The organism is Streptococcus mitis (assembly GCF_047459985.1).
GTDB classification, from domain to species: Bacteria; Bacillota; Bacilli; order Lactobacillales; family Streptococcaceae; genus Streptococcus; species Streptococcus mitis_DZ.
In genome coordinates this window covers 65653-85499 of record NZ_JASHHD010000002.1, presented here as the reverse complement: position 1 = coordinate 85499, position 19847 = coordinate 65653, and the positions used below count along the sequence as shown (strand labels likewise).

Annotated in this window: 22 protein-coding genes; 19 read left to right on the top strand and 3 right to left on the bottom strand. The window is 36.9% G+C overall.

What is annotated here, in order from left to right; genetic code table 11:
- The first annotated feature begins 54 nt into the window (after positions 1–54).
- The 10 genes from aac(6') (at position 55) to QM959_RS01925 (ending at position 6621) form a co-directional block, all read left to right on the top strand.
- Positions 55–483, top strand: a complete 429-nt coding sequence (aac(6'), locus tag QM959_RS01970; RefSeq protein WP_006151520.1) for an aminoglycoside 6'-N-acetyltransferase — start codon at positions 55–57, stop codon at positions 481–483.
- Positions 484–530: 47 nt separating this feature from the next.
- Positions 531–1139 carry a Type 1 glutamine amidotransferase-like domain-containing protein gene (locus tag QM959_RS01965; RefSeq protein WP_414371075.1) on the top strand — a complete coding sequence of 203 codons (609 nt, stop codon included), beginning with the start codon at positions 531–533 and terminating at the stop codon, positions 1137–1139.
- A 178-nt stretch (positions 1140–1317) separates the two neighbouring features.
- The gene (locus tag QM959_RS01960; RefSeq protein ID WP_414371073.1) at positions 1318–2067 is read left to right on the top strand and encodes a lysostaphin resistance A-like protein; all 750 of its coding nucleotides are present in this window, start codon (positions 1318–1320) and stop codon (positions 2065–2067) included.
- Positions 2068–2265: 198 nt separating this feature from the next.
- Positions 2266–2676, top strand: coding sequence for a DUF7668 domain-containing protein (locus QM959_RS01955; protein WP_414371071.1), 411 nt, complete (start codon positions 2266–2268; stop codon positions 2674–2676).
- 111 nt (positions 2677–2787) lie between these two features.
- A complete protein-coding gene (locus tag QM959_RS01950; RefSeq protein WP_414371069.1) occupies positions 2788–3360 on the top strand; it encodes a hypothetical protein in 573 nt (190 codons plus the stop codon).
- Between the two features lie 242 nt (positions 3361–3602).
- Complete coding sequence (locus QM959_RS01945; protein WP_414371068.1) at positions 3603–4484, top strand: diacylglycerol/lipid kinase family protein; 882 nt, start codon at positions 3603–3605, stop codon at positions 4482–4484.
- A 41-nt stretch (positions 4485–4525) separates the two neighbouring features.
- The gene (locus QM959_RS01940) at positions 4526–5047 is read left to right on the top strand and encodes an RDD family protein (protein WP_414371066.1); all 522 of its coding nucleotides are present in this window, start codon (positions 4526–4528) and stop codon (positions 5045–5047) included.
- A 176-nt stretch (positions 5048–5223) separates the two neighbouring features.
- Positions 5224–6108 (top strand): DUF4300 family protein, encoded by an 885-nt coding sequence (locus tag QM959_RS01935; RefSeq protein WP_414371064.1) that lies wholly within the window; start codon positions 5224–5226, stop codon positions 6106–6108.
- A gap of 14 nt (positions 6109–6122) precedes the next feature.
- Entirely contained in the window at positions 6123–6305 is a 183-nt protein-coding gene (locus tag QM959_RS01930; RefSeq protein WP_414371062.1) for a hypothetical protein, read from the top strand.
- Positions 6306–6309: 4 nt separating this feature from the next.
- Positions 6310–6621, top strand: coding sequence for a hypothetical protein (locus tag QM959_RS01925; protein ID WP_414371060.1), 312 nt, complete (start codon positions 6310–6312; stop codon positions 6619–6621).
- A 61-nt stretch (positions 6622–6682) separates the two neighbouring features.
- On the opposite strand, the gene QM959_RS01920 is transcribed toward QM959_RS01925, so the two are convergent.
- Positions 6683–7702, bottom strand: coding sequence for a hypothetical protein (locus QM959_RS01920; protein WP_414371059.1), 1020 nt, complete (start codon positions 7700–7702; stop codon positions 6683–6685).
- A 249-nt stretch (positions 7703–7951) separates the two neighbouring features.
- Between QM959_RS01920 and QM959_RS01915 the strand changes: the two genes are divergently transcribed.
- From QM959_RS01915 to QM959_RS01875, 9 genes are all read left to right on the top strand, one after another.
- Positions 7952–8968, top strand: coding sequence for a hypothetical protein (locus QM959_RS01915; protein WP_414371057.1), 1017 nt, complete (start codon positions 7952–7954; stop codon positions 8966–8968).
- A 629-nt stretch (positions 8969–9597) separates the two neighbouring features.
- Positions 9598–11052 (top strand): aminotransferase class I/II-fold pyridoxal phosphate-dependent enzyme, encoded by a 1455-nt coding sequence (locus QM959_RS01910; RefSeq protein WP_414371055.1) that lies wholly within the window; start codon positions 9598–9600, stop codon positions 11050–11052.
- Entirely contained in the window at positions 11053–11913 is an 861-nt protein-coding gene (gene speE, locus QM959_RS01905; RefSeq protein ID WP_000366713.1) for a polyamine aminopropyltransferase, read from the top strand.
- Positions 11910–13169: a saccharopine dehydrogenase family protein gene (locus tag QM959_RS01900; RefSeq protein ID WP_414371053.1), complete on the top strand. Its 1260-nt coding sequence runs from the start codon at positions 11910–11912 to the stop codon at positions 13167–13169. The genes speE and QM959_RS01900 overlap by 4 nt, the downstream gene beginning before the upstream one ends.
- Positions 13169–14296 carry a carboxynorspermidine decarboxylase gene (gene nspC / locus QM959_RS01895; protein ID WP_414371052.1) on the top strand — a complete coding sequence of 376 codons (1128 nt, stop codon included), beginning with the start codon at positions 13169–13171 and terminating at the stop codon, positions 14294–14296. The genes QM959_RS01900 and nspC overlap by 1 nt, the downstream gene beginning before the upstream one ends.
- Complete coding sequence (aguA, locus tag QM959_RS01890) at positions 14293–15378, top strand: agmatine deiminase (RefSeq protein ID WP_414371050.1); 1086 nt, start codon at positions 14293–14295, stop codon at positions 15376–15378. Before nspC ends, aguA begins: the two co-directional genes overlap by 4 nt.
- A 9-nt stretch (positions 15379–15387) precedes the next feature.
- The gene (gene aguB / locus QM959_RS01885; protein WP_414371048.1) at positions 15388–16263 is read left to right on the top strand and encodes an N-carbamoylputrescine amidase; all 876 of its coding nucleotides are present in this window, start codon (positions 15388–15390) and stop codon (positions 16261–16263) included.
- A 175-nt stretch (positions 16264–16438) separates the two neighbouring features.
- A complete protein-coding gene (locus QM959_RS01880; protein WP_414371401.1) occupies positions 16439–17140 on the top strand; it encodes a response regulator transcription factor in 702 nt (233 codons plus the stop codon).
- Positions 17137–18015 (top strand): sensor histidine kinase, encoded by an 879-nt coding sequence (locus tag QM959_RS01875; protein ID WP_414371046.1) that lies wholly within the window; start codon positions 17137–17139, stop codon positions 18013–18015. The genes QM959_RS01880 and QM959_RS01875 overlap by 4 nt, the downstream gene beginning before the upstream one ends.
- 40 nt (positions 18016–18055) lie before the next feature.
- Here QM959_RS01875 and QM959_RS01870 read toward each other — a convergent pair whose 3' ends face one another.
- Both QM959_RS01870 and QM959_RS01865 read right to left on the bottom strand, forming a co-directional pair.
- Positions 18056–18808: an ABC transporter permease gene (locus tag QM959_RS01870; protein WP_414371045.1), complete on the bottom strand. Its 753-nt coding sequence runs from the start codon at positions 18806–18808 to the stop codon at positions 18056–18058.
- 10 nt (positions 18809–18818) lie between these two features.
- A complete protein-coding gene (locus QM959_RS01865) occupies positions 18819–19727 on the bottom strand; it encodes an ABC transporter ATP-binding protein (RefSeq protein WP_414371043.1) in 909 nt (302 codons plus the stop codon).
- Positions 19728–19847: the final 120 nt, after the last annotated feature.

Below are 19847 nucleotides of genomic sequence, written 5' to 3'. Positions count from 1 at the left end.
AAAGTAAAAGCATGATTCGAAACATTTGCTTGTAATTTGCGGAGGAACATCAATATGGATGGAATAACAAAAGATTCTATAAAAACGGCTAAACTAATGAAACAATTATGGCCCCAATTGACCGATAAAGAAGCTATTGATGAAGTAAAAAGATATACGAATGGCAAAAATACTGCAATCTTTACTGAAGTTGAAGGCGACACAATTGTAGGTCTAGCACTATGTTCACTCAGATTTGATTATGTTGAAGGTTGTAAATATAGTCCTGTTGGATTCTTGGAAGGGATTATTGTCGACGAGGAATATCGTTTAAAGGATATTGCTAAAAATCTCTGTACAAAATGTGAGGAATGGGCGAAAAATAAAGGATGTAAGGAATTTGCAAGTGACTGTACTTTAACGAATACGGATTCTATAAGATTTCATCTCAGTATTGGATTTCAGGAGGCAAATAGAATTATTCATTTTAAGAAGAATTTATAATTTCAGAACGTGGTCAAAATTTATGTATCTTTAGGAAGTGTGAAAGATTGGACGAACAAATTTTTTTGATGGGTGGAAATCCGCCGATAAAGAACCATACGATTGTTAATAAAATTGTGTCATCAAGGAAGATCGAAAGAATTGTCATTTTTACAGTTTATCGAGAAAATTGGCAACCCTATATGAAAAAGTACACGGAAGTTTTCCAAAGCCTTTTTTCTAACCTAAACACTGATTACTTACTCTTGGACACTGAGCAGATTGATTTTGATAGCTATCTAGATGCTGATCTAATTATCATCGGTGGTGGAAATACGGAAAAATATATAGCTACTTATGTCAATCATGAGTTCAAAAATTATATCAAACTTATGCTGAAAAAAGGGGCGATAGTTATAGGATTTTCTGCAGGAGCCTTATTATTAGGAGAAAAAGTTTATATTTCACCTAATGATAATTCAGACCATCAGATAAAGATAAAAAATGGATTAGGACTCTTTAGTCAGTTTTTAATTAGTGTTCATTATGATTCCTGGAATGATAAAGCTAATAAGGATAGAGCTGAAGAACTCGTTAATGTTCCCATAATTCCACTAAATGATCATTCATGGCTTGTATTGGATAAATTTGGAAATATCATAGAGAAAATTGACTAGTTTTAATCATGCGAATCTGAATCTAAGAAACTAAAGTATTGACGAAATGAATAATGAAAAGCCTTGATTGTAAGGCTTTTTTTGTTTTTTATGATAGAATATAGGTAGTTATAATCGAGAGCAACTAAGAAGCAGTAACAAATATTACATATAAAATAATAAAAATAAGGGCAATAAAATGACAGAAATTGACAAAAAGAATTTAAAAAATTATCTTTATTGTACATTTGGAATTACTTATATATCTTGGGGGATTCTTGCCATCTTTTCTCAATCTCATATTTTGGGATTAGAAACAATCATAGGAAGAATATTACATATAGTAGGTGCACTTGGACCAGCTATTGCAAGTGGCTTTTATTTGAAAAGGAATAATATAAAATTTAAACATTTTTTATTTAGTAAGAAAGAAAATAGTAGTATTTATTTCATTATTCATTTGTTAGCAATTTTGATACTATTTTCTGTATCTTCCTTAGAATTTAATGGAGTATCCATTTATCTAATGCCACTATTCTTTATTCAATTAATTTTTTTTGGTGGTGGACATGAAGAATTAGGATGGAGAGGAATATTACAGCCGTTACTTGATAAAAAATATACATATTGGCAATCTAATTTGATTGTAGTATCAATTTGGGGAATATGGCATCTGCCTTTATGGTTTATAGATGGAGAAAGTCATCAAGGATTTCCTTTTATTTTATTTTTTATATATACATTATTTTTAAGTTTTGCTTTAGGGCTTCTTTATCGACAAACGAAATCTGTAGGGTACTGTATTTTATTTCACGCGTTCGCAAATTTGTTAAACCTTTATTTTGTGTTAAAAATTAATGTTATTTTTATTATCATTTTTGTTGGTTATTTAATTTATACTATATTGGCTAGTAATAGAATTAGTAAGGAAAAGGATTTTAAATTATAGAATGGATGTTGTTTCTTTTGGATAAAGTGATCAACTTTCTGTTCCACAGTATCATTTCAAAATCATATCGTAGAGTAAGGAGGGAATCTGACGAGATGATACGGTAAGTCCGAACCACTGAGTGTGTAAACTTGTTAGAGAACCATTTTTACTATTCATAAGCTGTAAAATTAACTACTAAAAAAAGGAATTATTATCATGGGAATATTCGATGATTTTGAGTACAAAGACAAGTACCAAAATGAAGAAAAAGTAATTGAGGTACTTAAAAAAATTTTAAGAGCAATTCATCTAAATAACTATAATGAGATTATGGATTGTGTTGATGGTTCAGAAGTTAATGATGTAAAAGAGTTACTTGAATATATTGAGGATTCATTACAATTAAATGATTTTGATAAAATTGATGAATATGGTGTAGAATGTAATTTCCATCCGAACTATGAGTACTCTCAATTACAAGTTTATGAATTTAATGATCAAACTGGCTTTGCTGTTGAATATCAGATGACGTCCGATTCTGAATTAGTAGATTTAACCCTACAATTAGAATTTTTATATAATAATGATGGTTACAAAATAACTTCTGTAGATGTAGATCCTGGATAAACCAAACTTAATTATCTTCGTTATATGATAATGCATATATTAAGGATAGATAGTTTGTTTGTAAGTTGCTTAAAATATCGGTTGATTTTTCAAATATTGGGAGAATGAAAGATGTATCTATTGGAATTGTATCAAGGTGATTATCAAAAGGATTTAGTTGTATTTGAGACTTTAGAAGAGGGGAGAGCCTTTGTTGATCAAATTCCGGGATATACTTTAGAAACAGAAGATGGCTTTGAAGTGGAGTATGTGGACCCCAAACACTTACCGGATTATATGGAAATTGTCTTCAATGGAAACATTGTCCCTTTATCTAGATTTTCGTTTAATCCTGAGGAAAATGTGGATATTATTTGGAAAGAGATTTCGAATCTATCCGTTAAAAACGATAAAGTGATCGAAGGAGCTACAAAAATCGATGCCTATGTCGTGAATAACGATGAAGTGAAAGCCTATATCGAAGCCAGAGAAGCAAACTTCCGCAAGGCAAAAGACTTTTTAGAAGGCAGTGGATATGAAGTCGATAGAAGCTTTTTCGGAAGTGAAGACGGTGAAGCGATTGTCTACAGAAAACGCGACACCGAAGATTTGCACTTCCTATGTCACTTAGACCCGCTGTTTGTAGAGATTGAAGATGTAGAAGGATATGTGAAAGAAGCGATGGAAGAGTTTTTGTATAGTTAAACTTATGAATTCTTCACAAATTAACAAACCAATCGAAAGGAAATATCGGTTGGTTTTTTAATGCTCATCTTGTAAACTTGCTAAATAAACTAGAATCAAGTACAATGAGTTTAGATAGTTCTATATGTATAGTTTTAGCTCAATATAAATCTATCTAATACGACATCAAATAAGTGAATGAGAAGCAAAAAGGTTTTTTAATTGATCTTTATTGTTTTTAAAATCCTTAAGGAGAATTATAAATGAAAAAAATTATGGTAATCATCAATCCAACCTCTGGTGGTGAAAAAGCTTTGGATTATAAGGTAAAACTGGAGAATAAAGCTAGAGACTATTTTGAAGATGTGGAAATTAAAATTACGGAGAAAGCGCAAGACGCCACAAACTTTGCAGCAGAAGCTTCTCAGGAGCACTATGATGCAGTTCTTGTTTTTGGTGGAGATGGGACTGTCAATGAAGTAATCTCTGGTATCGCGGAAAAAGACTACATTCCTAAACTTGCGATTATCCCAGGAGGAACTGGAAATCTCATCACGAAACTATTAGAGATTAATCAAGATATTGATGGCGCCATTGACGAGCTTGATTTCAGTTCTACAAACAAGATTGATATCGGAAAATCAAATGGTAATTATTTTGGTTATATCTTTAGTATTGGTTCACTACCAGAAGCCATCCATAACGTTGGAATAGAAGATAAAACAAAATTTGGCATGCTAGCCTATGCGATTAACACCATGAAGTCTGTTGTTACAGATCAAGTATTTGACATTAAAGTTGAGACAGAAAATGGAAATTACATTGGCCCAGCCAGTCATATCTTGGTTCTCCTTACCAATTATTTCGCTGACAAAAAAATCTTTGAAGAAGATAAGGATGGTTATGCTAATATTTTGATTTTAAAAGATGCCTCAATCCTTACTAAATTGTCAGTTATCCCTGATTTATTAAAAGGTGATGTTGTAGAAAATGATCACATCGAGTACATAAAAGCTCGTCACATAAAAATTTCTTCAGATGCCGCCTTAGAAACGGATGTTGATGGCGATAAATCTGATGACCTACCAGTAGAAATCAAAGTGCTAGGTCAGCATATCGAGGTCTATTCTCAACCGAAAGAATGATAAACTTTTGAAAAGAATAGTAGATAATAAAGGAGGCGATGATGATGAAGATTTTAGCAATTAATTCAATTTCGTTTAAAAAAAGAATGATTGAATTACTATTTGATTATCTTTTCATTCTAGCTTATTTAGCACTTCTGTTTTTAGGTTCTATGCTTTTTTATATTATTCTTTTTAATGGTATCCCAGAGTTTACAGAAATTCAGTCGCAGTGTCTTGTATTTTTCACCTCTGTTTTTCCAATCACTCTAGTTTTTACATTCTTAGATTATACAAAAAATGGGAGTTTTGGGAAGGCCAAAGCAGGACTTCAATTGGTTTACAAGAAAAAAACTGTGCAAGCTAGCTTGCTTAGAAACACCATTAAATTTTTACCTTGGCAAATAGGTCACATGGGCACGATACATGGTTTCTATAGTGAGTTTGATTTCATATCTATTATCCTCTCGTTTTTAGCTACTCTCCTCGCAGTTGCCTTACTAGCAATGATGGTTTTCAGGAAAGATAAGCGTCATCTAGGTGATCTTATAGCTCATACACAGGTGCAGCTAAAAGGTGACTAAAATTAAATATTTCATAGATATTTCACTTATTAGGGAGCGTGCTGTGTGCCAGCTTCCTTTTTAATGATTTAAAATCTACTTTACTTAGCAAAATGCTTGGACTTAAAATAAATTTGAACTATAATATAAGAGAAGCTAATCGACCTGAAAGGTCTTAGTTAAAAAGGAAACATTTTATGAAAGTATCTAAAAAAATCAGATTAATGAGCTGCTGTGGTCTAGCTATTTTTACTTTAGCTGCCTGTGGTACAAACCAAAACCAATCTACGGAAAAACAGAATAGTTCAACTACTAAGTTGGTTAGCTCAGATAAAGAAAGCTACAAAGGAACCTATAGCAATCTCAATAGCAAGGAAAGTGAAGAAGAAGTTCGAAAAACCTTGGCTGCACATTTGGATAAAGATAGTGTCGATGCATTTTTCAACCTTGTAAATGATTATAACGGGACTGTCGGTTCAGTGGGCTTAACTGGAGATTTTTCTACATTTACCAAAACAGACTATGATGTTGAAAAGATAAACAATCTTTGGGCACCTAAAAAAGGTGATTTTGTCGGCACCAACTGTCGTATTAACAGTTATTGTTTATTAAAAAACTCTATCGAAATCCCAAAGTTAGAGAAAGATGATTCCCTCTTGTTTGTCGATAATGATGCCATTGACAAGGGAAAAGTCTTTAGTGCTGAAGACAAGGAAGCTTTTGATATTTTATTTTCAAGAGTCAAGACCGAAGCAACGACAGATGTCAAAGTTCATGCTGCAAAAATGGAACAATTCCTTTCTCAATTCAAGTTTAATGAAAATGCAAGAATGCTCTCTGTAGTAGTCCATGATGACTTGGATGGTCAATCTCTCTTTATCGGCCATGTCGGCATACTTGTACCGAGCGAGGACGGCTATCTCTTTGTCGAAAAGCTGACCTTTGAGGAACCTTATCAAGCCATCAAGTTTGCGACCAAGGAAGATTGTTACAAATATCTCGATACAAAATACGAAAACTATACAGGTGAAGGTTTAGCGAAGCCATTTATTATGGATAATGATAAGTGGGTTCAATTCTAAAGGGTGGCATTGAAATGGAAGTAGTACTGGCATTCATAATAATTGTCTTAGTCGGAGTATGGGCTGTTTGGGTTATCAAAGAAAATCAGCAGACGCCAAGAAAGAATGAACGATTTATTGGTTATATCAATCGATACGATGAAAATGGAGACCCCTACCAAGCTGAAGTTTTGCATGTGACAGAAGATGAGGAGTAGACATATGGAACTACAAGATTTTACGAAACAAGAACAAGAAATGATTAAAAAGGGATTAACTTTTTCTAAACTTAGTGATAAGGAAACAGCTGATAAGATTATCGCTCTAATCCCTCATGAATATATTAAGCGTATCCCGTTTTTTGTTAGAAAACATGCTATTACACGTACTATTAAGAGAATCTCTCTTGAGTATCCGGAATTGTACGCTGTTGCTGAACAAGAAGGCCAGCTTCCAGAAAAAGAAGCTCAAGAATTACGCCAAATTCTTACAACTATTTTCCAAGAGAAAATGAATAAGCATAAAATCAAGTAGGAACGCCTAAACGCTCGTCTATTTGATTATATGCTTACTAATGACTATAGCTAACACTCCATCATTCCCACATGCTATGTTGGGCTCTGACACCATAACTATCTAGGGAACCATCTGTATTAAACTTGGCTTCAATCCTGTATCTTTTCCAGAGATCGTAATCTGCTGTTTGAATGGTCAAGGTGAAGTTGTTGGGATTTTTACTTTCTTCATAATCAGCAGGATTTAGTTGAAAGATATCGATTAACTTTCGTGTTTGAAAATCTTGGAGCTTGAGATTTGTTAGATTGACATGATTGATAGAAATTTCCTGCAGTTGATGGTCGTCCTTGGGAGTTCTATAGTAGGTAATGATACAGTTTTTGAGTTGATCAGTATCTTTTCCTGTAGGAGTAAGGCTCATAAAGCCATAGGACTGATTATCTCGCTTGACTTCAAGAAGCTGACCGTAATAGAAGTGGTCGTTTTTGGGATTGGTGATGGGGCTCTCTGAACTTTTATCTTCGAGACTAAATCCTTGATCCAAAAGCTCTGAAGCCTTGGTTTCTCCGATAATGACAGTGGTATCTTGAAGGCTTACTGGAACAGGTTGAGCTGGAAGACCACTCATCATCATGCAAAACATAAACACATAACTCGTTAAAAAAGCTGTTCCGATAAAAGCGTTGGTTGATGCATAGGCATGACTGTTTTGAAAGTTTTTTCTTATAGTTAATACGATCAATTTGCCAATACTTTTTAAAACCATACTAACAAGTACAATGAAAAATTGTTTTTTTAAACATTCATAAATTGCTTGCGGAAAGCTATGGCTATGATAGTAGAAGCCAGCTAATACGAGTAGATTTACGATTAGATAGATTAGAAGGAACCAATGAATCTCTTTAATGGCATTGGTATCTGTGATTTCTTCATAGTCAACGTGAATTCTTCCTTGAACAGCATGACCGAGTTTATAAATCCATTTGGGAATGTCTTTGCCTTTTTTAACTGCAACTACGAGTCTGATATAGAGATAGATAGTAAAGGATAGGGATAGAAAGAAAAGAGCATAAAACCCCAAAACAATACTAGTGAACATGACTACTTCCCCTGTTTTTCAATTGCTAGAGATCTATTTTGTTAGCTACATTATAGCACTTTCTAGGGAAATAGAGCTAGAAATATCAGCAGTTTCTTAAAGATAAAAAGATGAAAATTATTGCCATTTAAGCTTTACCGATTGTACTGATAGAAGGCGACCCCTTATTACGAATTGTTTGATTGGTTGGAAATTGGGTATTAAAGAGAAAGTTTAGATTTGAGAGAGAGCATAAAGGAGTAGAGAGCTATGGCTAGAACGGTGATTATAGGTACCTTAGTAGTTTTTGCAATCTTTAATCTGCTACTCGGTCTGGGCTTTTATCTCTTTCTAAAAAAGAGGAAAGAGAATGGGCAGTCATTGTACGAAACTCCTGTAAATCAACAAACTCGAACAGAAAAACTGGGTTTGGGCGAGATTTTGGTCTATCTGTCCCTGATTGCTATTGCAGGGATCTTTGCTTTTCAGACCTTAAATAGAGGTGGTGTTGGGAATTCTATTTTAGCCAAAATGATCCTCCTACCTGCTCTAATGGCTCTTTTCAATGCAAGAAAAAGGACTGGAAAGTCTTTACTTGCCCTCCTTATAACCTTTATGGTCTTTCTAGTAGGGGTCATGTTTAATCTCACGATTGGTTTGCCACCTCAGGCACCGATTTTGCAAATTAATGAAAGTAAAATCATTTTAGCAGAAACTAAAGCCAGTGAGCTGATGGATGCTGGTTTTGACATTTATGTAAGACAGAGCGATGGTGCTAGTGACTACGACAACCTTCTGACAGAGGGAAGTTTCCAAAAGTATCCAGGCGATAAAACAGTTACCATCGAAAAAGGCTTCAGACTGGATAGCAATGCTGTTCCTTACGCTCCCTATCTCCTAGCAAAAGATGGCATAGTACTGGGGAGTATTTCCTTTTACGGTGCTGAGGACCAGAATGTGGCTTTAGAAGATTCTAAGGTTATTCAGGTTCGATTTAACAAGGAAAGTATTGAGGCAGCGAAAAAACATTCTATCACTTTGAAATTAGATGAACTTGACATGACTAGGCGACTGGACCTTCCTCTTGTTCAAGAAATTTTTAAAAAGCATCTATGGTCAATCCCCCCATCACATACAAGTGATGTCACTCAATTGTGGTATGGATTAAAGTGGCCCAGCAACAGTGACTCTCTATTTTGGAATGAGTATTATAGTCTCATCCGTCTGGATGAAAATTACTTGATGACTGATTTTGAGCTAGCTGTTCAAGTAGCACGAGATGACTAGATAGGATTTTGAATAGTTGATTATGCTTATAATTCATTAAAGAAACTAATCTATTTAGTTTCTTTCAGAACGAAGACAAACGTTATTTTTTCTTTTTTTGTTTTTTGATTTAAATTTAAAACGATTTCCATTTTTAAGTTAAATAAATTTCACGAACGAATAAAATGAATTTATTAAAAAAAGTTTCTAAAAATACTTTACAAGAATACGAAAACATGATATAGTAATGAAGCTTAGAAAATGAGATGATGTTTTCTAGCAAATATAAACCCGAGTAAAAAATGCCTACGGACAGGCAGGGTTGAATGCCGAAGCGTGGTTGAAAAGCCACATTATTGATAGGGTTAAAAGCCTACTTTTATAAGTTGATGTTAGGACACTTGTCCTAATTCGTATAGATTTGTTAGTGTGGTGAAAGCACACGTCATCTTGTGAAACGATCAATAAAGTACGTAATATTTGCTACTAGAGAGTTAGGAAACATCAGGAACAGACATACTCAAAAGAAACAAACATAAACACGTCAGTAGATTGTAGAGCAGGTGCCAACCTGCTCTTTTTTCATAAGTATCCTTTAGAGCCTTGCATGGTTAAGGTTTAAAAAATATGATAAGGAGTATGTCTTTATAATGTTAAATCAAAACCAAGCTCCCATCTATGAGGGGTTGGTCAAGTTACGAAAGAAAAGAATTGTACCGTTTGACGTACCTGGTCACAAGCGTGGCCGTGGAAACCCAGAGTTGGTTGAACTTTTAGGGGAAAAATGTGTAGGGATTGATGTCAATTCTATGAAGCCCTTGGATAATCTGGGGCATCCCATTTCGATTATCAGAGAAGCAGAGGAACTAGCGGCTGAGGCTTTTGGTGCTGCTCATGCCTTTTTAATGATTGGGGGCACAACCTCATCTGTTCAAACCATGATTCTCTCTACCTGTAAAGCGGGAGATAAAATCATTCTTCCTAGAAATGTCCATAAATCAGCTATTAATGCACTCGTTTTATGCGGAGCTATTCCCATCTATATCGAGATGAGTGTGGATCCCAAAATCGGTATTGCTTTGGGGCTTGAAAATGAGCGTGTAGCACAAGCTATTCAGGAACATCCAGATGCCAAGGCTATCCTAATCAACAATCCTACTTACTACGGCATCTGTTCAGATCTTAAAGGACTAACAGAGATGGCTCACGCTGCAGGAATGAAAGTCTTAGTAGACGAAGCACACGGTGCTCATCTGCACTTTACAGATAAACTTCCTCTATCTGCTATGGACGCTGGAGCAGATATGTCAGCCGTATCCATGCATAAGTCTGGTGGCAGCTTGACTCAAAGTTCCCTTCTTTTAGTTGGGGATCAGATGAATCCTGAGTACGTACGTCAGATAATCAACCTGACCCAGTCAACATCCGCCTCTTACTTGTTGATGGCTAGTTTGGATATTTCACGTCGCAACCTGGCCCTTCGTGGTAAAGAGTCTTTTGAGAAAGTTATTGAGCTATCCGAGTATGCCCGCCGTGAAATCAATGCTATCGGAGGGTACTATGCCTACTCAAAAGAGTTAGTAGACGGAGTGTCCGTTTGTGACTTTGACGTGACTAAATTATCCGTCTACTCTCAGGGAATCGGTCTAACAGGGATTGAGGTTTATGATCTCTTACGGGATGAATATGACATTCAGATCGAGTTTGGTGATATCGGGAATATTTTGGCCTACATTTCGATTGGTGACCGTATCCAAGACATTGAACGCTTGGTAGGAGCTTTAGCTGATATCAAGAGACTTTACTCGCGAGACGGGAAGGACTTAATTGCTGGAGAATATATCCAGCCAGAGTTGGTGCTATCTCCTCAGGAAGCTTTCTATTCAGAGAGAAGAAGTTTAACTTTGACCGAGTCCGTTGGACAAGTTTGTGGGGAATTTGTCATGTGTTATCCTCCTGGGATTCCAATCCTAGCGCCAGGTGAACGGATTACACGAGAAATTGTCGATTATATCCAATTTGCAAAGGAACGTGGTTGTTCCCTCCAAGGAACGGAAGATCCAGAGGTCAATCACATCAATGTTATTGAAAGAAAGGAGAACTAGATGGATTTATGGTTTTCTGAAGTTCATACTCCAGATGTGAAATTGTCGCTTAGAACTGCTAAACAACTCTATGCTGGAAAAAGTGAGTGGCAGGATATTGAAGTATTAGATACTCCAGCTTTTGGAAAGATTTTGATTTTAAATGGGCATGTCTTGTTCTCAGATGCAGATGACTTTGTTTACAATGAAATGACTGTTCACGTTCCTATGGCCGTGCATCCAAATCCAAAGAAAGTTTTGGTTATTGGGGGTGGTGACGGTGGTGTTGCCCAAGTTTTAACACTCTATCCAGAATTGGAACAAATCGATATCGTGGAACCAGATGAGATGCTGGTTGAGGTTTGTCGAGAATACTTCCCAGATTTTGCTGCAGGTCTTGATGATCCTCGTGTCACCATTTACTACCAAAATGGACTTCGCTTTTTGAGAAATTGTGAAGATGATTACGACATTATCATCAACGATGCGACAGATCCATTTGGTCATACAGAAGGGCTCTTTACCAAGGAGTTTTACGGCAATAGTTATAGAGCTCTCAAAGAGGATGGTATTATGATCTATCAGCATGGTAGTCCCTTCTTTGACGAAGATGAGTCAGCTTGCCGAAGCATGCACCGCAAGGTCAATCAAGCCTTTCCAATCAGCCGTGTCTATCAGGCACATATTCCAACCAGTCCTGCTGGCTATTGGTTGTTTGGATTTGCATCTAAAAAATATCACCCTGTCAAAGATTTTGACAAGGAAGGTTGGAAAAAACGTCAGTTATTTACGGAATATTACACTGCAAACTTACATGTGGGTGCCTTTATGTTACCTAAGTATGTAGAAGACATTTTAGAAGAAGAGGAAGGAAAAAAATGAGTCGTTTATTAGTTATTGGATGTGGGGGCGTTGCCCAAGTTGCTATTTCAAAGATTTGTCAAGATAGCGAAACATTTAAAGAGATTATGATTGCTAGCCGTACCAAATCAAAATGTGATGACTTGAAGGCTAAACTAGAAGGCAAAACTAATACCAAGATTGAAACAGCTGCTCTTGATGCTGACAAGGTGGAAGAAGTGATTGCCTTGATTGAAAGCTACAAACCAGAAGCTGTTTTGAACGTAGCTCTACCATACCAAGATTTGACCATTATGGATGCTTGTTTGGCAACAGGAGTCCACTATATCGATACTGCCAACTATGAGGCTGAGGACACAGAAGACCCTGAATGGCGTGCCATCTATGAGAAACGTTGCAAGGAACTTGGTTTTACAGCCTACTTTGACTACTCATGGCAATGGGCTTATCAAGAAAAATTTAAGGAAGCAGGCTTGACAGCTCTACTTGGATCTGGTTTTGACCCAGGTGTCACTAGTGTCTTTTCAGCATATGCTCTTAAACACTACTTTGATGAAATCCATTACATCGACATTTTAGACTGTAATGGTGGTGACCACGGTTATCCATTTGCGACAAACTTCAACCCAGAAATCAACCTACGTGAGGTTTCTGCACCAGGTTCTTATTGGGAAGATGGAAAATGGGTTGAAGTCGAAGCCATGTCTATCAAACGTGAGTATGATTTCCCTCAAGTTGGACAAAAAGACATGTATCTTCTTCACCATGAAGAAATTGAATCACTGGCCAAAAACATTCCAGGAGTTAAACGGATTCGTTTCTTTATGACTTTTGGTCAATCTTATCTTACACATATGAAATGCTTGGAAAACGTTGGACTCCTTCGTACGGATGCTATTAACTTTAACGGACAAGAAATTGTTCCTATCCAATTCTTGAAAGCCTTGCTTCCAGATCCAGCCAGCCTTGGACCACGCACTGTTGGTAAAACAAATATTGGATGTATCTTTAAAGGTGTCAAAGATGGTGTTGAAAAGACAATCTACATCTACAATATTTGTGATCATCAGGAATGCTACGCAGAGGTTGGTTCACAAGCCATTTCTTACACAACAGGTGTTCCAGCTATGATTGGGACAAAATTAGTGTTGGATGGCACTTGGAAACAACCAGGAGTTTATAACCTTGAAGAATTGGATCCAGATCCATTTATGGAAGCTTTGAATAAATACGGTTTGCCATGGGTTGTGGTTGAAAATCCACAAATGGTGGACTAATGAAGTTAGAACAAGTACCAACGCCTTCTTATATCATTGACTTAGCCAAGTTAGAAGCCAATTGCCGTATCCTACAATATGTACAAGAAGAGGCCGGTTGTAAGGTTTTGCTAGCTCAAAAGGCTTATTCCCTCTACAAAACCTATCCTTTGATTAGTCACTATCTATCAGGTACGACAGCTAGTGGACTTTTTGAAGCTAAGCTAGCTAGAGAAGAGTTCCCGGGAGAAGTTCATGTATTTGCGCCTGCTTTCAAGGAATCAGATATGGAAGAGCTACTGCAAATATCGGATCATATTGTTTTCAACTCAGAGAGACAACTACGTAAATACGGTCAACTTTGTCGTGGGGCTGGTATTAGTGTAGGCCTTCGCATCAATCCTCAATGTTCAACGCAGGGTGACCACGCTCTCTACGACCCTTGCGCTCCTGGCTCACGTTTTGGAGTGACTTCAGACAAGATACCAAGTGATTTGTTGGATTTGGTTGACGGACTACATTTTCATACCCTCTGTGAGCAAGGGGTAGATGATTTAGAGACAACTTTGAAAGCAGTCGAAGAGCGGTTTGGATCCTATTTGCATCACCTTAAATGGCTCAATATGGGTGGTGGACATCACGTTACAAGAGAAGATTACGATGTGGATTTGCTGATTTCTGAAATCAGGCGAATTCGAGAAACCTATAACCTTGACGTCTATATCGAACCAGGAGAAGCCATTGCACTTAATGCGGGTTATCTAGCTACTGAAATCTTAGATATCGTTGAAAATGGGATTGAGACCTTAGTGTTAGATGCTTCAGCAAGTTGCCATATGCCAGATGTTCTTGAAATGCCTTATCGTCCCCCATTGAGAGATGGTTTTGAAGCGCAAGAAAAAGCGTATACTTATAGACTCTCTTCCAATACCTGTCTAACAGGTGATATCATTGGAGACTATAGTTTTGAAAATCCTGTTAAAATTGGAGATAGACTTTATTTCGAAGATATGGCAATTTATTCCTTTGTCAAAAATAATACCTTTAATGGTATTGGATTGCCAAGTCTCTATCTCATGGACGAGCAGGGTGACTGCAGCTTAGTCAAAGCCTTTGGCTATCAAGATTTTAAAGGGAGATTATCATGATGGACAGTCCAAAAAAATTAGGCTATCGTATGCCGGCGGAGTATGAACCCCACCATGGAACTCTCATGATATGGCCGACTCGACCAGGTTCATGGCCTTATCAAGGAAAGGCTGCTAAAGCAGCTTTTAGCCAAATTATTCATACCATTGCTAAAGGTGAACAAGTCTATCTCTTGGTAGACCAAGCTCACTTATCTGAAGCACAATCTTATCTTGGAGACAAGGTCGTTTATCTAGATATCGCAACAAATGATGCCTGGGCGCGTGATACAGGTCCGACCATTCTCGTTAGTGATAAAAGAGAAAAGTTGGCAGTTGATTGGTCTTTCAATGCCTGGGGTGGGGCTGTTGATGGTCTCTACCAAGACTATGAAGCAGATGACCAAGTGGCCAGTCGCTTTGCTGAGGCGTTGGAAATGCCTGTTTACGATGCCAAACCTTTTGTACTAGAAGGTGGAGCTATTCACAGTGACGGTCAAGGAACTATTCTTGTGACTGAAAGCTGCTTGCTCAGTCCGGGTCGCAATCCACATATGACTAAAGAAGAGATTGAAAATACCTTACTAGAGAGCCTTGGAGCTGAAAAAGTTATTTGGTTACCTTACGGTATTTATCAAGATGAGACCAATGAGCACGTCGACAATGTAGCAGCCTTTGTTGGTCCTGCAGAGCTTGTTTTAGCTTGGACAGACGACCAAGACGATCCTCAGTTTGGCATGTCTGCTGCTGATCTAGCTCTTTTAGAGACGGAAACAGATGCAAAGGGGCGTTCCTTTACCATTCATAAACTTCCGATTCCAGCTATCCATCAAGTAGTGACGGAAGAAGATTCGCCAGGCTATACTTATGAAGAAGGCGAAGAGGAACGCTATGCTGGTGAGCGTTTAGCAGCATCCTATGTGAATTTCTATATTGCTAATAAGTCTGTCTTGGTGCCACAATTTCAGGATGAAAACGACCAAGTGGCCTTGGATATCCTGAGTAAGTGTTTCCCAGACCGTGAAGTCGTAGGAATCCCTGCAAGAGATATTCTTTTAGGTGGTGGAAATATCCACTGTATTACCCAACAAATTCCAGAATAGGAGAAAAAGATGAGAAATGTAACGGTTGCATCTATTCAGATGCAATGCGCTAAGGATGTGGAAACGAATATCCAAACAGCTGAACGTATAGTTCGACAAGCTGCTGAGCAAGGTGCGCAAATTATTCTCTTGCCTGAGTTGTTTGAACGTCCCTATTTCTGTCAGGAACGTCAATATGACTACTACCAGTATGCCCAGTCGGTGTCAGAAAATACGGCTATTCAGCATTTTAGAGTGATTGCCAAGGAACTAAAGGTCGTTTTACCGATCAGTTTCTATGAAAAGGATGGCAATGTCTTATACAATTCCATAGCTGTCATTGATGCAGATGGAGAAGTGCTTGGCGTTTATCGGAAGACTCACATTCCTGATGACCATTATTATCAAGAGAAATTCTTCTTTACTCCTGGAAATACTGGTTTTAAAGTTTGGGATACTCGCTATGCGAAAATTGGTATTGGGATTTGTTGGGATCAGTGGTTCCCTGAAACAGCCCGTTGTCTTGCCTTAAATGGCGCAGAATTACTCTTTTATCCAACAGCCATTGGTTCGGAGCCGATTTTGGATACAGATAGTTGTGGTCATTGGCAACGTACCATGCAGGGACATGCTGCAGCAAATATTGTGCCAGTTATTGCGGCTAATCGTTATGGCTTAGAAGAAGTTCAACCTTGCGAGGAAAATGGGGGACAAAGTTCTAGCCTTAACTTCTACGGTTCATCCTTTATGACCGATGAAACAGGAGCTATCTTGACTCAAGCAGATAGACAAGCTGAAGCTATCCTATTATCAACTTATGACCTTGACAGGGGAGCAAATGAGCGCCTAAACTGGGGTTTGTTTAGAGATAGAAGACCAGAAATGTACCAACGAATTACGGACTAGTAGGGGAATGAGAGATTCATTCTGCTAGACTCGTTTTCACTGGCAACTATAAGATACTATGTTACCTAGTAAGTGGTAACCCCCCAAAGCTTTCTCGCGCTTTTATGCGAGGAGCTTTTCTGTTTAATCTTTATCAATAAAACATGCTATAATAGTTGCAGAAAGGTTGGTATTTATGGCTAGAATATTGGTTATTGAAGACAATAGTGACATTCAAGAAATTTTGCGAACACTTCTTTCTGAGGAACATGAGGTAATTCAGGCTTTTTCTGGTACTGAAGGAATGATTCGATTTGAACAAGAGGCTATTGATCTAATCTTGTTAGATATTATGCTTCCGGGTAAAAATGGTGATCAGGTATTAAAACTCATTAGACAAGATAGTTCAGTTCCTATCATCATGCTAACTGCCCTAAGCGATAAAAAGCTTATCAGTCAATATCTCCTAGATGGTGCTAATGATTATATTGTAAAGCCTTTTGATTTGGATGAAGTTTTTGCCAGGGTTATGGTACAATTACGTCAGAATAGTGACAAACAACCAGCTGAAATTGAACATTCAGAAAAGTTAATTCAAAAGTTAAAAAATATTCAATTTGATGCAGATAGTTTTGAAATCAAAAATAGCCAGGAAACTATTCGCCTAGCTAAAAAAGAATGTTTGATACTCCAAACCTTGCTGAAACATCCTAAGAAGATTTTTACGAAAGAAGAACTCTATGAATTGATTTGGGAGGATACTTATTTACCAGGCGACAATACTCTCAACACTCATTTAAGTAATCTTCGTAAAAAATTAAGCCAACTGGATCCAGAGAAAGAGTATATTGAGACTATCTGGGGAGTTGGTGTTCGGTTAAAAGGAGATGAGCAATGATCTACATTTTACTATCTTTGCTACTGATAGTCATTATCGTATTGATAATATGGTTGATTCGTTATCATTTAGCACTGGTGAACTTAAGCCAACAAATCGAAGACAAGATTCATACTGGAAGTATGAAGAGAATAGGAGTGTCAACCTTCTCCAAGGCTTTTTTACATCTTTACCAGCAAATCAATCATCTCTTTCAAGAAGTTGAACAGTCACGCTTGATTATGAAACGTGAAAAACAGACTTTAGATATGGCTATTAGCAATATTGCACACGATATTCGAACCCCTTTAACGATTGCGTCGGGTTATACTCAGCAATTGCTTAAAACAGAAAATCCTGAGTCTGAGAGTTTAAAAAAAATTTCCCATCATCTCAATCAAGTTTCAAAACGTCTAGAGGCTCTTTTGGACTATCGTCGGTTAATGGAAGGAGCAGTGAAACCTAACTTATCTGAGTTAGAAGTTTCAGCTTTTATAACTCAAAAATTACTGACCTATTATGATTCTTTTCAAACGGCAAAGATTAACCTTGATTTGCAAGTAGAACCTGGTTTGTATTTACTGACAGATTCAGATTTATTAGACCGTATGTTACAAAATCTGCTTGGCAATGTTCTAAAACATGGTAAAGATGAAGCGATATTTTCTTTGAAGGAAGTGGACAATCACATCTGTTTAGAAATTGCGAATCTGGTCAAACAACCGATTCGTAAAATTGAAAATCTCAGTCAACGATTTTACTCTGAAAACCTCTCAGATACTGAAGAATCCTCTGGTTTAGGTCTTTATATTACAGAAGAATTATCCCATATACTTGGTGCAGAACTACAACTAAGTACAGATGGTGCTTGGTTTACAGTTAAAATACTCTTTTAAAACAAGAAACCTCCTCTTTTTGAACAGAGGAGGTCATTTTTTATAGACTTTTCTTTTTGAAAACTGTCAGTCCCATTATATTAAAGATTACAATAACAACTAAAGTAACTATAAGTGTGTAGAGAATTGACTCACTATTAGCAGTCATAGCATAGACAAATTGCAATGATAAATATGGTAAAATTTTGATATTTGGAAAAATGAGCATTGGCATAGAAAGTAAGGTAGCGCTGACAAAATAACCAATAAATACCGCAATATAAGAATGACTAACATAGAGAATGAAGGAAACAATGGAAAGCCAAGCAAGGAGGCAAAGAAATTGAAGGGAAATGGTTACCAGTAGATTGCCAACAAAGCCATCAGGCATAGTTCCAAATCCATTGAGGATAGTTGATGGAATAAAGGCAATCACAAGACAGATGATGACTTGCGAAAGTGCAATACAAGTCAATACAAAGGCTTTGGCAAGGAAAAACTCGGTACGAGAAACACCCACTGTTAAATTATTTTTATAGAGTTTGCCGATTAAATCAACTCCAAGAATGAGACATGCTAGAACAATGCAGAGAAAAACGAGGTTTGAACCTTGACTAGATGCGTTAATAAGTGCTTGTACACCATTCCAACCTTGGGTTGGAATATCTGGTTCTTCTGTCTGGATTGCCATCAGATGACCAGTAGCCCCAAAAATAGCTCCCAGTAACATAAGTACAAAGAGAACGAGCTCTGTAATCCAAAAACCTTTGGAACGGAAAAGACGGTAAAAGTCTGCTTGAATGGTATGTATCATGGTTATCCTCCTATTTTACTAATTGTGTGAAGTATTCTTCAAGATTTTGACGAGCATAGTAAATCTCGTCCACTGCAATATCTGCTAGAGTAAGTTCTTTGAGAATTCGTTTGATATCTTGTTCATGACTAAAAATATGAATCTCATTATCTGAATTAACGACCTTAAATTCAAGATGCACTTTGTCTTTTAAGATTTGACTAGCTTTTTCTTTTTCACTTGTTTTTAGAACAATATAGTCTTCGTTCAGTGTCTCAAATTCGGCCTTACTGATTTCTCTAATGATTTTCCCTTGGTCAAGAATTCCAAAGCGATTGGCAACCAGATAGAGCTCTGACAAGATATGACTAGAGATGAGAATTGTTATTCCTAGTTCTTGATTCAGACGTTGTATCATTTGACGAAACTCTTGAATACCGATTGGATCAAGTCCATTGATAGGTTCATCAAGGATGAGAAAGTCTGGTTTTGATAGTAGGGCAATAGCAATACCTAGACGTTGTTTCATCCCAAGAGAGAAATCTCGAAAAACTTTTCGACCTGTATCTGTTAACCCCACATACTTTAATGTTTCCTGAATGACTTGATCAGCATTTGGGATATGTCGAATAGTACAATAGTATCTTAGATTTTGATAGGCTGTTAAATGATTGTGAGCTACTGGCGATTCAATGACTGAACCTACTCGAGATAGGGCTTTTGTGCATTCTTTATAACCTTGACTGGAAAAGAGGGAAATAGTTCCATGGTCAGCAGATAATAATTGGGTAATGATTTTAATCAGAGTTGTTTTACCAGCACCATTTTTTCCGATAAGTCCATAGACATCTCCTTCTTTAACTGAGAGACTTAGATCTTGTAGAATAGGCTGTTTGCCAAATTGTTTGGACAAGCCATGGATTTCGAGGACTGTTTTCATAGTTTTCTCCTTTAATCTTTAAGATGTTTTATTTTTATAACTCTAGTATAAAGCATAGATATCAAAGAATCGTCAAGCATTTCTAAAGAGTTTCTAAAGTTTTTAAATTTTTAAAAAAAT

What these genes read in the sequence shown, in the direction of transcription:
- QM959_RS01940 (WP_414371066.1), top strand. Translation starts at nt 4,526, where the DNA reads ATGATGAAGATTTTAGCAATTAATTCAATTTCGTTTAAAAAAAGAATG.
- QM959_RS01955 (WP_414371071.1), top strand. Translation starts at nt 2,266, where the DNA reads ATGGGAATATTCGATGATTTTGAGTACAAAGACAAGTACCAAAATGAA.
- aguB (WP_414371048.1), top strand. Translation starts at nt 15,388, where the DNA reads ATGAGAAATGTAACGGTTGCATCTATTCAGATGCAATGCGCTAAGGAT.
- QM959_RS01900 (WP_414371053.1), top strand. Translation starts at nt 11,910, where the DNA reads ATGAGTCGTTTATTAGTTATTGGATGTGGGGGCGTTGCCCAAGTTGCT.
- aguA (WP_414371050.1), top strand. Translation starts at nt 14,293, where the DNA reads ATGATGGACAGTCCAAAAAAATTAGGCTATCGTATGCCGGCGGAGTAT.
- speE (WP_000366713.1), top strand. Translation starts at nt 11,053, where the DNA reads ATGGATTTATGGTTTTCTGAAGTTCATACTCCAGATGTGAAATTGTCG.
- QM959_RS01865 (WP_414371043.1), bottom strand. Translation starts at nt 19,727, where the DNA reads ATGAAAACAGTCCTCGAAATCCATGGCTTGTCCAAACAATTTGGCAAA.
- QM959_RS01935 (WP_414371064.1), top strand. Translation starts at nt 5,224, where the DNA reads ATGAAAGTATCTAAAAAAATCAGATTAATGAGCTGCTGTGGTCTAGCT.
- QM959_RS01930 (WP_414371062.1), top strand. Translation starts at nt 6,123, where the DNA reads ATGGAAGTAGTACTGGCATTCATAATAATTGTCTTAGTCGGAGTATGG.
- QM959_RS01925 (WP_414371060.1), top strand. Translation starts at nt 6,310, where the DNA reads ATGGAACTACAAGATTTTACGAAACAAGAACAAGAAATGATTAAAAAG.
- QM959_RS01945 (WP_414371068.1), top strand. Translation starts at nt 3,603, where the DNA reads ATGAAAAAAATTATGGTAATCATCAATCCAACCTCTGGTGGTGAAAAA.
- QM959_RS01960 (WP_414371073.1), top strand. Translation starts at nt 1,318, where the DNA reads ATGACAGAAATTGACAAAAAGAATTTAAAAAATTATCTTTATTGTACA.
- QM959_RS01870 (WP_414371045.1), bottom strand. Translation starts at nt 18,808, where the DNA reads ATGATACATACCATTCAAGCAGACTTTTACCGTCTTTTCCGTTCCAAA.
- QM959_RS01875 (WP_414371046.1), top strand. Translation starts at nt 17,137, where the DNA reads ATGATCTACATTTTACTATCTTTGCTACTGATAGTCATTATCGTATTG.
- QM959_RS01950 (WP_414371069.1), top strand. Translation starts at nt 2,788, where the DNA reads ATGTATCTATTGGAATTGTATCAAGGTGATTATCAAAAGGATTTAGTT.
- nspC (WP_414371052.1), top strand. Translation starts at nt 13,169, where the DNA reads ATGAAGTTAGAACAAGTACCAACGCCTTCTTATATCATTGACTTAGCC.
- QM959_RS01880 (WP_414371401.1), top strand. Translation starts at nt 16,439, where the DNA reads ATGGCTAGAATATTGGTTATTGAAGACAATAGTGACATTCAAGAAATT.
- QM959_RS01910 (WP_414371055.1), top strand. Translation starts at nt 9,598, where the DNA reads ATGTTAAATCAAAACCAAGCTCCCATCTATGAGGGGTTGGTCAAGTTA.
- QM959_RS01915 (WP_414371057.1), top strand. Translation starts at nt 7,952, where the DNA reads ATGGCTAGAACGGTGATTATAGGTACCTTAGTAGTTTTTGCAATCTTT.
- QM959_RS01920 (WP_414371059.1), bottom strand. Translation starts at nt 7,702, where the DNA reads ATGTTCACTAGTATTGTTTTGGGGTTTTATGCTCTTTTCTTTCTATCC.